This is a genomic window from Neolewinella persica DSM 23188, assembly GCF_000373105.1.
Classification (GTDB): Bacteria; Bacteroidota; Bacteroidia; order Chitinophagales; family Saprospiraceae; genus Neolewinella; species Neolewinella persica.
The window spans coordinates 25,835-40,058 of record NZ_KB890425.1 but is presented as its reverse complement, the minus strand read 5'-3'; the positions used below and the strand labels follow the sequence as shown (position 1 = coordinate 40,058).

Annotated in this window: 11 protein-coding genes; 7 read left to right on the top strand and 4 right to left on the bottom strand. The window is 52.2% G+C overall.

Going from position 1 to position 14,224, the window contains the following annotated elements; translation table 11 throughout:
* Positions 1-9 precede the first annotated feature (9 nt).
* Complete coding sequence (locus tag B036_RS0109195) at positions 10-2,220, bottom strand: patatin-like phospholipase family protein (RefSeq protein ID WP_157472095.1); 2,211 nt, start codon at positions 2,218-2,220, stop codon at positions 10-12.
* 312 nt (positions 2,221-2,532) lie between these two features.
* Between B036_RS0109195 and tsaE the strand changes: the two genes are divergently transcribed.
* The 4 genes from tsaE (at position 2,533) to B036_RS0109175 (ending at position 6,775) form a co-directional block, all read left to right on the top strand.
* On the top strand, positions 2,533-2,946 hold the full coding sequence (gene tsaE, locus B036_RS0109190) for a tRNA (adenosine(37)-N6)-threonylcarbamoyltransferase complex ATPase subunit type 1 TsaE (RefSeq protein ID WP_020568415.1): 414 nt from the start codon (positions 2,533-2,535) through the stop codon (positions 2,944-2,946).
* 201 nt (positions 2,947-3,147) lie between these two features.
* Positions 3,148-4,383, top strand: a complete 1,236-nt coding sequence (locus B036_RS0109185) for an alanine dehydrogenase (protein ID WP_020568414.1) — start codon at positions 3,148-3,150, stop codon at positions 4,381-4,383.
* Positions 4,384-4,513: 130 nt separating this feature from the next.
* Complete coding sequence (locus B036_RS31845) at positions 4,514-5,899, top strand: hypothetical protein (protein WP_020568413.1); 1,386 nt, start codon at positions 4,514-4,516, stop codon at positions 5,897-5,899.
* Between the two features lie 192 nt (positions 5,900-6,091).
* The gene (locus tag B036_RS0109175; protein ID WP_020568412.1) at positions 6,092-6,775 is read left to right on the top strand and encodes a Crp/Fnr family transcriptional regulator; all 684 of its coding nucleotides are present in this window, start codon (positions 6,092-6,094) and stop codon (positions 6,773-6,775) included.
* A gap of 182 nt (positions 6,776-6,957) precedes the next feature.
* Here B036_RS0109175 and nadB read toward each other — a convergent pair whose 3' ends face one another.
* Positions 6,958-8,556 (bottom strand): L-aspartate oxidase, encoded by a 1,599-nt coding sequence (gene nadB, locus B036_RS0109170; protein WP_020568411.1) that lies wholly within the window; start codon positions 8,554-8,556, stop codon positions 6,958-6,960.
* Positions 8,557-8,970: 414 nt separating this feature from the next.
* Between nadB and trmB the strand changes: the two genes are divergently transcribed.
* From trmB to B036_RS0109155, 3 genes are all read left to right on the top strand, one after another.
* Entirely contained in the window at positions 8,971-9,714 is a 744-nt protein-coding gene (trmB, locus tag B036_RS0109165; RefSeq protein WP_020568409.1) for a tRNA (guanosine(46)-N7)-methyltransferase TrmB, read from the top strand.
* 89 nt (positions 9,715-9,803) lie between these two features.
* A complete protein-coding gene (locus tag B036_RS0109160; RefSeq protein WP_020568408.1) occupies positions 9,804-12,203 on the top strand; it encodes a 3-hydroxyacyl-CoA dehydrogenase/enoyl-CoA hydratase family protein in 2,400 nt (799 codons plus the stop codon).
* Positions 12,204-12,327: 124 nt separating this feature from the next.
* A complete protein-coding gene (locus tag B036_RS0109155) occupies positions 12,328-13,500 on the top strand; it encodes a thiolase family protein (RefSeq protein WP_020568407.1) in 1,173 nt (390 codons plus the stop codon).
* Positions 13,501-13,602: 102 nt separating this feature from the next.
* Here the strand turns inward: B036_RS0109155 and B036_RS0109150 are convergent, their stop codons facing one another.
* Both B036_RS0109150 and B036_RS0109145 read right to left on the bottom strand, forming a co-directional pair.
* Complete coding sequence (locus B036_RS0109150; protein WP_020568406.1) at positions 13,603-13,857, bottom strand: hypothetical protein; 255 nt, start codon at positions 13,855-13,857, stop codon at positions 13,603-13,605.
* Positions 13,858-13,933: 76 nt separating this feature from the next.
* Complete coding sequence (locus B036_RS0109145; protein ID WP_020568405.1) at positions 13,934-14,185, bottom strand: hypothetical protein; 252 nt, start codon at positions 14,183-14,185, stop codon at positions 13,934-13,936.
* Positions 14,186-14,224: the final 39 nt, after the last annotated feature.

Sequence of the window (14,224 nt, the reverse complement as noted above, 5' to 3'; positions counted from 1 at the left end):
ATCCAGGTCTTAAAACCAGTAACCCAGGTTAAAGTATAGTTCCTGCCCAGCATTTCCGTGCGCGTAAGTCAGTTCAATTGGCCCCAGTGGAGAACTCAGGCCGTAGGTTAGCCGGCCAGCAACCAACCAGTCTTGCCTTATGGAGGTAGGAAGGCCTTCAGCATTTCCCAGTCGGGCAGCCCGGCACCCCAAAGTAAAATAATGACCACCTCCGGGGTGGAAGCGGGAGAAAAGCTCCCCCATCAGGAGGTTATCGCCCGAAGCCTCCCCCAATTCCAGACTTGGGAATAACTTAAAATTATTCATCAGGTTGCGATTATTACTACCGAGATAGTACCGGTAGGGCAAAGAGGAACTATCCAGGAATCCACCTGCGTTCAACTCCGTCCCTAAACTAACTTTCTTACTTAATGGAAATAGCAGCAAGGTGTGAAAATCACCATTAATGGCCCAATCACTACCTTCTGCCTCTGGCTCACCTATATTGATAATGGCCCGGGTTTTGGCATCAATACTAAAACCTGACATGGGGAAATGGCGATCATCGAGCTTGTCGTAGAGAAAATAAGCGTTCGGTACGAAGTAGTTATCATCTCCCAGCCGGAAAAGAGAAGAGGAATCGGCCGCAGCTAATTGCTCGGAGCTATTCTGGTAATACTTGATCTCTGCGGCAATCCCGGTAAAAGAGTTGTCCGTTTGCCGGAAGTCCCAGTACAGCTCTGCATTCAGGTCGTTGAAGTGAAAGTCCAGCCGCTCAATAAGTAGTCCTCCAGGAGTTCCCATTATCTCTGGCAAGTCGAATCCGATATCGGCATAATGTAACCTGCTTCGTAAACCGAAAGCAGAGCCATTGACCCGGTTCACACGAAAATCCGCCCGGTATCGAAAGCGGCTTCCACCAATCAGATCAATTGTCGTCTGGGTATTATCGACGACCAGATCGCTCAGTGTGAGGCCGACCAGGATATTTGACCGGTATTCCTGATCATAATGCAGTCCCAGCCTTAACTGCTGGCCAAAATCAGGGGATTGTTTGAGGTCCAGTACTAATTTGACTTCGTCTCCCTTTCCTGGTATATCCTCCCAGGTATAATCAACATTATCATACCGGCCGGTGGCGAAAAGCGCGACCAGACCGTCCCGAAAATCAAGCCAGTCTATTCTTCCGGGCAGGTCCCCATCAAAAAAGCTGAGTACCTGCCGACGGCTCAGGTCTTCGTTTCCCAGAATTTCAACGATTGTTGCATTCAGGCTTTCCGGCATCGAGACTGTGTCTGCCGGCGGGCGGCTTTGCTGCTGGCGGACGATGGAATCCAGCGTAGCCAGTTGTGCCTCAGCGGCCAACCGACCAGCCTTTATGAGGTCGTCAATGGCTTCAAAACTCAGCTGACTATAGTCTCCCAAGTCTGGTTTGATGTCGATGTCCGTAATCTCATACTGTTCGATGTTACGTCGGGTAGCCTGAAAGAAGGCAATCTGCAGTAGTAATTTATCGAGGGAGTTGATTTGATCCGCCGAATAGGGGTCCTGTTCTACCGTTATACCGATCACGTAATCCATCCCTTTATTCTTTACCTCTTCTGCGGGGTAGTTGTTAGAGACTCCGCCATCCGTCATGATGTGGCCATTCATCTCATACGGCGTTATCACGCCCGGCAATGCGGCACTTGCCCGCATCGCATCGGCCAGCGTACCGGTTTCAAGTACTATGGCCTCACCCGTTTCAATATCAGTACCTACACAGAGGAAGGGCGTTGGCAGCTTACTGAAATCAGTGATGGTGTGTACATTGGCCGTCCAGTGGCTAAACAGATCATGAATGCGCTGACCGTCGGATAGGGCAGTAGGTAACTGAATGGCAAAGTCCTTGAGCGACAGCCCAATCAGGTAATGCTCATTATAGAGCTTCTCGTAAATGGTTCGGTTTTCTCTACCAATAGCATCCTGCAACTCAGCCATGATGTCGGTAGCATGCAACATTTTCTCCAACTGAAAAGCAGTATAGCCGGAGGCGTACAATCCACCAACGATTGAGCCCATACTCGTTCCTCCGATGTAATCTACCCGGACACCCGCCTCTTCCAATACCTGAAGGGCACCAATGTGTGCATACCCGCGGGCTCCGCCACCACTGAGCACCAGCCCTACTTTGAGGTCTTTGGCCTGAGCGGATAACAAAGCAGCACCAAGTAGCAAGAGAACCAGCATTATATTTTTCAAGGGACGGAGAGTTTAGCCAAGACAAAAGTAGTTGTTATCTCATCGTCTTTAGAGAATGGAAGAAGGGACGAATGGGAGAATAACTACCGAAACCAGCGTTTCCAGTGTGGTGAGTCGGTGAGTCGGTAAGTTAGTGAGGCGCTGAGTAGCTACCACAAGGGCCGTTCGCAGCGCTTCGCTTGCTCCCTTAAGTGAGTTGCTGTGATGTGTCGCCGAGTTGCTCATCCGGCGAACAAGTGAAGCGAGTGGTAACCGCGGCAGCGACTCAGTGACTCGCCAACTCAGAAACTCACTCACTATCTTCGCCCCCGCATGAAGTACACCACCACCGACCTACCAAAAGTTGCTGCCGACCTCCTCGGGAAGTACGGCCACCAACGGGTCTACGCCCTGTTGGGCGAATTGGGCGCAGGCAAAACCACATTAGTTGCTGAGATGTGTCAGCAACTAGGTGTTGCGGAGTCTACCAGTAGTCCGACCTTCAGTATCGTCAATCAATACGATGGAGACAAGGGGATAATTTACCACCTTGATTGCTACCGGTTAAATTCTTTAGAGGAAGCCATTCATGCTGGTCTCGAAGAGTTATTGGCCGAAGCAACAAGTACAGTATTCATAGAATGGCCCGGCGTCATCGAGGCCCTGCTACCTGAAGATACCGTAGTCTTGCGCTTAAGTCATAGTGAAGATGGCGCTTCCAGAACGCTGATCGCTGAGCCCTTATAATAATTACCGTAGGTGCCATTCTTTTTTCCCTTTGCTCTTTTCGGACCTTACATTGCACCTGCGGCCGCGCCCTGAAACAAAGCGCTAAGTACGCGTTTAAACACAATACGCCTCAAATATTCACCAATCCCAACTCCTGCATACAACCTGAACCCTAAAAAGGCGTTGTTCTAAGACGCCCGGTAATTACCCACCCAAACGATGAGCAGTAAGGACAAGAAAAAAGTATCTCTACCCGAGGAACTAACGTCTGGCTACGGCCAAACACAGACCGAAACACTCGCCGTGGATCACAAGCAGGAATCCCTGTTTATCGGTATTCCCAAAGAGACCACTCTCCAGGAAAAACGCGTGGCGCTGGTCCCCAGCGGCGTGGCCAACCTGACGAGCCGTGGACACCGCGTCCTGATCGAAACGAGTGCTGGCGTACAGAGTAATTTCAGTGACCACGCCTACAGCGAAAGCGGCGGCGAGATCGCCTATTCCGCGCAGGAAGTATACCGCAAGGCGAAGGTCATTCTGAAAGTCGCTCCTCCTACGTTAGAGGAGATCGACATGATGCAGCCCGGCACCGTGCTCATCAGTCCGCTGCAGCTTCCCACTATTTCAGCAGAGTACCTCTACCGGCTCAAGAACAGGCGCATCATCGCTCTGGCCATGGAGTACCTGCAGGACGAGGAGGGCTCTTTCCCCATCGTTCGGATCATGAGCGAAATGGCGGGAATTTCCGCCATTCAGACGGCAGCAGAACTCCTGTCTTCCAGCCAGGGAGGACCCGGTGTTTTACTCGGCGGTGTTTCTGGCGTTCCCAGTGCTAAAGTGGTCATCCTCGGCGGTGGCATCGTCGCCGAATACGCCACCCGGGCCGCCCTCGGTATGGGGGCTGAAGTTCGAATTTTCGACGACAACATCAGCAAACTGATGCGCCTGCAAAACAGCGTCGGCCGCCAGCTCTACACCAGTGCCATCAACCCCTTGTACCTGCGCAGGGAACTGGTCACCGCCGAAGTAGCCATCGGCGCCATTCATGCCGAACACGGGCGTGCACCCGTGGTCGTAAGTGAAGAAATGGTGAGTCAGATGCGTCCCGGTTCGGTCATCATCGACGTAAGTATCGACCAGGGCGGCTGCTTCGCTACCAGCGAGTTGACCACCCTCGACAAACCGACGTTCCGCAAGCACGACGTGATCCACTACTGCGTGCCGAACCTCGCCAGCAGGGTTGGCCGTACGGCCAGTATTGCCGTTAGCAACGTCTTGGTGCCCATGCTCCTCAAGGCTGATGGCGCGCGCTCCTTCGAACACTTTATCCTGCGCCGACCAGGGCTGCGGCACGGCGTTTATACTTTCCGTGGTTGCCTGACCAATCCTTACCTCGGCAAACGCTTCGAGATGCGGTGTACAGATATTGATTTGCTGATGACCAGCGGGTTGTAGTAGATAGTCTTGTGGTCTGGTAGGTTGGTAGGCTTGCAGATATGCGTGACGGTACTACCAGACTATCGAATTACAAGACTACAAGACTACCTACTAATTCCCTATCTTGGGCGGCAGAGAACCCATACTTATGAACGAATTCTTTGATCAACTCGACGGTCTGTTTTCCCTCCTTTCCGGAGAGCAAGCCATCTGGGCCGGATTTCTGGCCGTACTGATTTTTGCCCTTGGCATCATTATCGGCTGGATCGTGCAGGGCAGTAAGACCCGCCGGTATAAAAAAGAATTGCTGTTGTTGCGCAAGGATCGCGATGAGTATGAAGTACGCTACCGTACCGGAGAAACTAAGCAAAAGGCCCTGGCGAAGGAGTTGGAGGCCGTTAGCCGGGAAAAGGTAGACGCCCTGGATCGGGCACAGGGGCTGAAAAGTGATCTGGCGCAGCGCGATATTACCGTGCAACAACTACAGCAAGAAAAGGAAGAATTGAGTGCTTCCAACCAGAGTTATTCGAGCACCATCGAATCGTTGAACGACCAGGTGATCGGCCTTAAAACGCAGAACGAGCAATTATTAGCAACGGCCGCAGCAGCGCCTGTGCCACGAGGTATAGATACGCAGGGCGGGGCCGCAGGTGCAGGGCAAGGACCAGGGAGCAACGAAAGCCTGAACGCCTACATTCTCGCTTCGGAGTCGAGGTTTCAGCAACTCGAGGCGCGCCTAACGGCGCTCCACCAGGAAAACGCTACGCTTAAACAAACCGCCCCGACTGCTCCTGGCTCCCCCTTCTCCGGCCATCAACCAATCATGGATCCGACGCTCGGTGCTACCGGCAAAGCCGCAAGCTCTGAGCCACTGGTGATCCGGGCAGACACGACCGACGCTGGTGCAAGAACCGGTAATCATGGAGATACGAAAGTCATTGTACAAACAACCCCTTCGGTCCACATTCCAATCATTGCTGAAAACAATGAAGGTGACTACGACGACCTGACCAAAATCAATAATATCGGTCCCTTCTTACAGGGTAAGCTCTACGAATCTGATATATACAGTTATGAACAGATCGCTAACTGGTCAGAGGCCGACATCGTTACCTATACCGAATTGATCGGCTATATCCCTGGCATCATACAACGCGACGATTGGGTGGGACAAGCCAGGGACCTGGCAGACGGGACCGTGCCCGCCGCTACAGAAGCGGAGGAGGGCGATGACTATAACCCAGATCCGATTCCGGCTGCCGTAGTCAACATCAACGATGCGGACCATACTAACCTTAAATTAATTGAAGGCATCGGCCCCAAGATCGAATCCGTGCTCAAAGATGCAGGTATCAGCACCATGTCGGTGTTAGCAGATACACCCATCGAACGGCTAAGTGAGATCCTGGAAGAAGCTGGCACCCGGTTCAAAAGTCACGACCCGAAAACCTGGCCCGTACAGGCAGGGCTGGCAGCAGATGGTAAATTCAAGGCGCTTAAGGCCTGGCAAAAAGAAATGAAAGGAGGAAAGTAGTTTGGACGGCTGGTTTGTTAGTTCCTGCTGCGGTTAGCACCCTCCCCCCCCTGCGCAGTAATCTGTTCTGCATTAACTGGCATAGCAACCTACTATCCTTCAACTCATCACCATTCCGTGATACAAACGTTATAACTTCTCCACAACCCAAAGGGAAGGGTAATTGTCTTCATGTGACAACAACGTTTAATTATGGCCGATCAGCAATTATGGTACGTCGAGAATATTGATCTGAAGCATGTTTTTTGTCCCCAGAAAATGGGCATGGGCATGTTGGATAAAAAGGATCACCTCAGTTTCGATACCAATCAATACATTTATCTGCCGGAAGAACCAGCCCGCAAAATATTTCTGATCAACGAAGGCCGCGTAAAAATCGGCACTTATGGTGCTGACGGTAAAGAGGTAACCAAAGCTATTCTTACGCCCGGAGAAGTGTTCGGTGAACTGGCACTGATCAGCGACGCAAGCCGGCGGGATTTTGCCTTTAGTCTCGAAAATACGAGCCTCTGCGTTCTGGAAAAGGAAGACCTGAGTATCATGCTCCGTGAGCGCTCTGAATTACAACTGTTCTTCATGCGCCTGATCGGTAACCGCACCCTTAAGTTGGAGCAGCGACTGGAGAACCTGATGTTCAAAACCAGCCGCAGCCGCATCACGGAGTTCCTGCATACCCTGGCAGAAACCCGGGGCAGGGCCGTTGGCTACGAACGGGAAGTCCGTAATATGCTCACCCATAAGGAAATTGCTGACCTCACTGGTACCAGTCGGCAAACCGTAAATGCCGTGCTTAACGATCTCCGCCGTCAGAATATCCTGACCTTTGACCGGAAGCGGATGCTGGTTCGGGATATGGAGCAGTTGGCTACGGCTTAAGGACAAATATCCTAATCACCAGGTGTACGAATCGTACACCTGGTGATTAGGATGCTGGCTACGGCTTAAGAGGTAATGGGTTGGCTCTGAGACTCAACAAGTCAAGTGTTTTGCGCAAAATACTTAACATCAAAAAGAAGAGAGACTCATTATAAGTTCTACCACCTCCTAAAGCCTCTTTCCTACAAAATACTATACTGCACAAAATCAGCCTTCTCCGGATAATCCGTAGTGTAATGTAGCCCCCGGCTTTCGTGCCGCAGGTTAGCGGCCTTTGTTACCAGGTATCCTATAGTGATCAGGTTACGCAGCTCACAGAGCTGCGTGCTGACGAGGCTTGTCTTATAGAGGTCCTCCGTTTCTTCGGTAAGCAACTCCAGGCGCTTCCGCGCTCTTTCCAGGCGCTTGTTGCTACGCACAATACCTACATAGCTCGACATCACTTCTTTCAGCTCCTTCGTACTTTGGGTAATGAGGACTTGCTCGTCAGGCTTAGCGGTAGCCGTGCGGTTCCAGTTCGGGATGTCGCCCCGCACCTCGGCGTTATCTATGTTGGCGGCAATGGAGTGCGCAATGCGGTGGCCAAAGACCAGGGCTTCGAGCAAACTATTACTGGCCAGGCGATTGGCCCCGTGCAGGCCGGTGCTGGTGCATTCGCCGCAGGCGAAGAGGCGGCTGACCGACGATTTTCCGTATTCGTCTACCTTCACTCCGCCGCACATGTAGTGACAAGCCGGGCAAACGGGAATCAGGTCTTTTTTCGGGTTGATGCCGATACTCATACACTTCTCGTGGATGGTTGGAAAGTGTTTGAGGAAGTGCTCTTCGTCAATGTGTGTACAGTCGAGGCACATATATTCCAGGCCGGCCATTTTCATCTCATTGTCGATGGCGCGGGCCACAATATCCCGGGGTGCCAGGGAGCCACGTGGATCATAATCGTGCATGAATTCCGTACCATCAGGCCGCTTCAGAATCGCCCCTTCGCCCCGCACGGCTTCGCTGACGAGGAAGGCCTGGGGGTCGAGGCCAGGGTTGTACAGCGCCGTGGGGTGGAACTGAACAAACTCCATGTTCTCGAGGTGGACCTTGGCACGGTAGGCCATGGCGATGCCGTCTCCGGTAGCGATGACGGGGTTGGTCGTACTCCGGTAAATCTGGCCATTACCGCCGGCCGCGAGGACGGTGTTTTTGGCCAGAATTTTGTCGATCTCTCCCGTTTTCCGGTTCAGGACGTAGCAACCGTAGCAAGTGACGTCGGGCGTCAGCTTCGTGACGATGTAACCGAGATGGTGCTGGGTCAGGAGGTCGAGGGCGAAGAAATGCTCGTGCACCACAAGGTTGTCCAGCGTAGCTGCTTTGGCACTAAGAGCACGTTGGATTTCCCAGCCGGTGAGGTCTTTGTAATGGAGGATTCGGTTTTCGGAGTGGCCGCCTTCGCGGCCGAGGTCGTATTTTTTGAATTGGTCGGTATCGAACCGGGTACCCCATTCGATGATTTCCTCTACCCGAACCGGGCCTTCTTCCACTACGATGCGGACGATGTGTTCATCACACAACCCGGCACCTGCATCGAGGGTATCAGCGATGTGCTTTTCGTAGTTGTCAGCGCCGTGGTCCCAAACCGCCGCAACGCCACCCTGGGCGTAGCTGGTATTGGATTCCCGTTCGTTCACCTTGGTGAGGACGTCAATCTTTAGGTCAGGGCGCAAAAGTGCGAGTTTGATGCCGGTGCTCAGTCCCGCGATACCGGAGCCAATGATGAGAACGTCGGTTTGCATAATCCTTAGGGTACTTGGTTTACGGGCTAAGATATGTCGACTTTAGTGAAAGGAAGAAGGGGCTACCGCAAGTGCCGTTCGCAACGCTGCGCTTGCTCACCCGGCGAATAAGTGCAGCGCAATGAGTAGAAGCCGCGGTAGTCGTTCACTCATTCAATTACTGTCCCATGCTCTATTTGGCGCGGCCGCAGGTGCAGGGGAATGATTGAAGGAGATGAGCTACCAGAGATACCGTTCGTGGTGCCACGCCTGTTCACCCTGGCGAATAAACGCACCGCAATGAGTGGAAAAGCGGTAGCCATTCTATTATTCACTCATTCTACTATTCTCCTCATTGCACCTGCGGCCCCGCCCCCTAAAAACCTCCCTTGAACCAACTATCTTTGCGGACCCAACGAACCAATAGACCACCCAATGGCTACCCGCAATAAACTTCAGAAATTCGCAGAAATTCTCCAGCTACCCAACGTCTATGAGAATTTTGACCCCCGGAACCCGGAACTGATTGGTAAAGGAGGCCTGCCCGTAGAACGTAAAGGGCAGTGGGCCCAAGCACACTTCGGGAACAACAACCCGATAACCCTGGAACTTGCTTGTGGCCGTGGCGAATACACCGTGGACCTGGCCCGGCAATACGCTAATCGTAATTTCATTGGGGTCGACATCAAAGGCGCGCGCATCTGGAAAGGAGCTAATATTGCCATGGAAGAAGGCTTAAGTAACGCTGCATTTCTCCGTACCCGCATCGAGATCATCGCGACCTTCTTTGCTCCCGGAGAGATTGACGAAATTTGGATCACCTTCCCCGATCCCTTCCTTAAAAAAGGTAAGGAAAACCGCCGGCTGACCGCCGCTCGCTACCTGAAGCAGTACCGCCGCATACTGAAGCCGGGGGGCTTGGTTCACCTAAAAACTGACAGTCGCGAGCTTTACAACTGGACCCAGGAATCGTTTGCCAAGCAGCCTGCCGTGGAAGTTCTTTATCACGACCACGATATCTACTCCAAACCACTGGCTGTTCCCGAGTTAAGCACCGAAACTTATTACGAGAAACTGCACAAAGGCCTGGGAAAAACCATTACCTACACCCAGTTTCAGTTCGGCCCACCGGAGGTAAAGATCATTGGTGGCAAAGGTGTCCCTGGTTTTGATTTGTAGGTTATCTTTCCAACCATAATTGTAAGTCCAGCGTTAACCTCTTATCTTCGCCAGCGAATTTTCGCTAAATTTATTATTCAACCCAGATCATGCAACATCGCATAAAGAAAGTAGCCGTCTTAGGCTCCGGCGTAATGGGCTCGGGCATTGCTTGTCATTTTGCCAACATCGGCCTTGACGTATTAATGCTCGACATCGTCCCCTTCAACCTATCCGAAGAAGAAAAGAAGGACCCCGTGAAGCGCAACAGCCAGGTGAACGGAGCACTCGCTGCGGCCCTGAAATCTAAGCCTGCACCACTCTTCAAGAAAGACTTCGCCAGCCATATTACCACCGGGAATTTCGATGATGATTTTGAAAAGATCGGCGACGCTGACTGGATCATCGAGGTCGTCGTTGAGCGCCTCGACATTAAGCAGCAAATCTTCGCACGGGTGGATAAGCACCGGAAAGCGGGTTCTTTGGTTACCTCCAACACTTCAGGTATCCCGATCACGATGCTGGCAGAAGGACGGTCTGACGATTTCCGCAAGCACTTTTGCGGCACGCACTTCTTCAACCCGCCGCGTTACCTACGCCTTTTCGAGGTCATCCCGCATGAGGATACTGACCCCGGAGTGGTAGACTTCTTTATGCACTACGGCGACGTTTATCTCGGTAAGCAGACGGTGCTCTGTAAAGACACTCCCGGTTTCATCGGCAACCGCATCGGCGTCATGTCTGGCGTACAGATGATGGACCTAACGGTGAAGTACGACATGACCATCGAAGAAGTAGACGCCATTACCGGCAGCCTCATTGGGCGACCGAATACCGCGACCTATCGCCTGCAAGATCTTGTAGGTATAGATACAAGTGCCAAAGTTTCTGGCTTTGTGATGAGCAATGTCTCTGACGATGAGTACATCGAGCTGGTAAAGGGTAAGAAGCAGCCGGAATTTATGGCGCACCTGCTCGACAATAAATGGTTCGGCAATAAATCCGGTCAGGGTTTTTACAAGAAGACCGGTGAACGTGACGAAGCCGGCAAGAGCATTATCCATGCCCTGAACCTGAAAACGCTGGAATATGCGCCAGCTACCCGTCCCCGACCGGAGATCGGAAAAGCTAAGATGATCGACGACATGGGACGTCGGATGAAAGCCATCGTAGGCGGTGACGACAAGGAAAGCAAGTTCCTCCGGGAATACTACGCTGGCCTGATCGCCTACTCGGCCAATCGGGTTCCCGAAATAGCTGACGACCTGTACAGTATCGACGATGCTATGCGCACCGGCTATTTCTGGGAATACGGACCGTTCGAAACCTGGGATCAGATCGGTTTTGCCAACGGCATTAAAATGATCACCGAAAACGGTGGCAAGGTTGCTGACTGGGTGAAGGAAATGTCTGAGAATGGCCACGACACTTTCTACAAGGTCGAAGGTGGAAAACGGATGTTTTACGATCAGGCGACGAAAGCTTACAAGCCCGTCCCCAGCCTGGAGAACTACATCATTCTGGACACGCTACGTGACAGTGCGCCAGTCATCAAAAACGATTCCGCCACGGTCCATGACCTGGGAGACGGGGTAATGTGCGTTGAGTTCACCTCCAAGTCGAACAGCATCGACTACGACATTGGTCAGGCGGTGTCTGACGCAATTGATAAGGCAGAGGCAGAAGGTTGGGCCGGTATCGTGATCGGCAACAACGCCAAGAACTTCACCGTAGGTGCCAACCTGATGAACGTCGGTATGATGGCCATGGGCCAGCAGTTTGACGAACTGGAGAAGTTGATCGACGGCTTCCAGCAGATCAACATGAAGATCAAAACCTGTAAAGTACCCGTAGTGGTCGCAACGCAGGGCTACGTATTTGGTGGTGGTTGCGAGATCAGCATGCACGCCGATGCTGGCATTTACGCTGCGGAAAGCTACATCGGCCTCGTTGAGGTAGGTGTTGGCCTGATCCCCGGTGGCGGTGGAACAAAAGAGATGGCGCTGCGCGCTTCCGATAAGTTCTTCGAAGGCGACGTGATGATGCCAACGCTGATCGATGCTTTCCAGACCATCGCTACGGCCAAAGTCTCTACTTCAGCCAGCGAAGCCTTTGACTTCGGGTACCTGATCGAAGGCAAAGACTTTGTGGAAACGAACCTGCAGCGCAATATTGGCGAAGCCAAGCGGAAGGTTCTTGAGCTTGCCCGTGAGTACGTGGCCCCGAGCATTCGTGAAGACATTACCGTACTGGGCCGTGCCGGCCTGGCCGCCCTTTACACGGCCATCAACGAATTCAAGCTCGGCAAGTATATTTCTGAGTACGACGGCATCGTCGCCGGACACGTAGCCAATATTCTTTGTGGAGGTGAACTGACGCAGACGCAACAAGTCGGCGAACAGTACCTGCTGGACCTCGAACGCGAGGCCTTCCTCAGTCTGCTGGGCAACCAGAAGACGCTGGAACGGATTCAGTATACCCTTCAGAACAATAAGCCACTGCGCAACTAGTGAATGAGTGAAGGGAGGAAAGAGTGAATGCCGCACAGGCACCGCTCTTTAATCCTTCCCTTGCACCGGCGTCCGCGCCTCATTATTCACTCATTCTTTCATTCAACAATTCAAGCATTCAACCATGGAAGCTTATATCGTAAAAGGATTCCGTTCCGCCGTTGGCCGTGCCAAAAAAGGAGGATTCAAAAACTATCGTTCCGACGATCTCGCCGTTGATGTCATCAAGCACTTGATGAGCACGGTGCCGGATCTGGACCCGAAATTGGTCGACGACGTCATCGTCGGCTGTGCGAACCCGGAAGGGGAGCAGGGCCTGCAGGTCGGCCGCCTCATTGCTGCGCGAGCGCTTGGCAAAGAAGTTCCCGGCATTACCATCAACCGTTACTGTGCCTCTGGTCTGGAATCCATCGCTATGGCGGTGGGTAAGATCAAGGCCGGTTTTGGCGACATTTACCTAGCCGGTGGCGCAGAGAGCATGAGCCAGATCCCGATGACGGGCTATAAACTCGCCCCCAGCTACAAGGCAACGATGGAAAACGTTAATTACCACGTCAGCATGGGTAAAACGGCAGAGGCCGTAGCCAAAAAGTACGAGGTAACACGGGAACAGGCAGATGCCTTCTCCGTGCGCAGCCACGAGAAAGCTGCCGCCGGTATCGACGCTGGTCATTTCGACGGACAGATTGTACCCGTTGAGGTAGAAGATATTTTCGTTAAAGACGGTAAGATGGTAAAGACCAGCCACACCGTAAAAATGGATGAAGGTGTCCGCCGCGGCACCAGCATGGAAGGCCTCGGCCGTCTGCGCGCCGTATTTGAACAGGGTGGGGTAGTTACCGCCGGTAATTCCAGCCAAACGTCTGACGGTGCCGCCTTCTGCCTCGTGATGAGCGAGCGGATGGTCAAGAAACTGGGCCTGGAGCCGATTGCCCGCCTGGCCTCTTGCTCCGTTGGTGGCGTGGATCCGCTGTACATGGGTATTGGTCCGTGTGTGGCCATCCCCAAGGCCCTCGAACGGGCTGGCCTCAAGCTTGGCGACATCCAGCAGACGGAACTGAACGAAGCCTTCGCCACCCAGGCGCTGGCCGTCATCAAAACAATGGGCATTGATCCTGAGACAGTGAACCCCAACGGCGGAGCCATTGCCCTGGGTCATCCGCTAGGTTGTACCGGTGCTAAGCTCACCATCCAGCTCCTCGACGAAATGCGCCGCCGCGATCAGCGCTACGGTATGGTAACTGCCTGTGTGGGTGGTGGTCAGGGTATCGCCGGGATATTTGAGCGGTTGAGTTAACTGTTCCGCAGCATTTATGCTGCGATGGATAAAATTGGAAAGCCCCGGAACTTGATTGTTTTGGGGCTTTTTTATTTTCCTCTCGGTATACAATACTTAGAACTATAGGCGATCATCTCCGAAGAATAATTCCCAGTATTTTTTATTTAGCTTAAAAGGTGTGAAATGATGTATTATTTCCTGTTTAGTCCACCCCAGATAAATCATCCGCCATACGTAAAGTAACGGTATGAATAAGAAGATCGTTGATCCGGTTACTGGTATCTGAATGGAATCCGGCCAATTGAAAATGCGGGGCAAAATGAGGGCGGTAATTATTGCCAGACCGAATAAAAAAAGGAATAGGCTTCTGTTCATGGTTCGAGTAGTATTATACTTTCAACTGCTTATTAGCAATTATCCTCCCTCAGTTCTTTTGAAATGGGTTGCTTCCTCAATTTACGGTACTATTCATTCTGGCAAACGCATTAGACTTAGCAATCCCGATGACGTACTCCGCTAAGAGTGCATTGTAGAGTTCTTCCTTTTCTTCTTTTATAATTGCCCCCTCATTCTTCAAGTTGGCAAGGTAATCAACACGTTCTTCTTCAGCTTCAGTTGCTTTGAGCGCAATAATCGCTTCATCAGTAGGCTGGCTACTAAGTAAACTGATGACCCGACCGAGAATTGATATTTCAGCGGCCATAAATTATTTTTGGTGTCACTAAGATTACGCTTTTCACCC

Excerpts from the sequence above, each read along its gene's own strand:
- tsaE (WP_020568415.1), top strand. The coding sequence starts at position 2,533 with ATGAAGTACACCACCACCGACCTACCAAAAGTTGCTGCCGACCTCCTC.
- B036_RS0109185 (WP_020568414.1), top strand. The coding sequence starts at position 3,148 with ATGAGCAGTAAGGACAAGAAAAAAGTATCTCTACCCGAGGAACTAACG.
- B036_RS31845 (WP_020568413.1), top strand. The coding sequence starts at position 4,514 with ATGAACGAATTCTTTGATCAACTCGACGGTCTGTTTTCCCTCCTTTCC.
- B036_RS0109175 (WP_020568412.1), top strand. The coding sequence starts at position 6,092 with ATGGCCGATCAGCAATTATGGTACGTCGAGAATATTGATCTGAAGCAT.
- nadB (WP_020568411.1), bottom strand. The coding sequence starts at position 8,556 with ATGCAAACCGACGTTCTCATCATTGGCTCCGGTATCGCGGGACTGAGC.
- trmB (WP_020568409.1), top strand. The coding sequence starts at position 8,971 with ATGGCTACCCGCAATAAACTTCAGAAATTCGCAGAAATTCTCCAGCTA.
- B036_RS0109160 (WP_020568408.1), top strand. The coding sequence starts at position 9,804 with ATGCAACATCGCATAAAGAAAGTAGCCGTCTTAGGCTCCGGCGTAATG.
- B036_RS0109155 (WP_020568407.1), top strand. The coding sequence starts at position 12,328 with ATGGAAGCTTATATCGTAAAAGGATTCCGTTCCGCCGTTGGCCGTGCC.
- B036_RS0109150 (WP_020568406.1), bottom strand. The coding sequence starts at position 13,857 with ATGAACAGAAGCCTATTCCTTTTTTTATTCGGTCTGGCAATAATTACC.
- B036_RS0109145 (WP_020568405.1), bottom strand. The coding sequence starts at position 14,185 with ATGGCCGCTGAAATATCAATTCTCGGTCGGGTCATCAGTTTACTTAGT.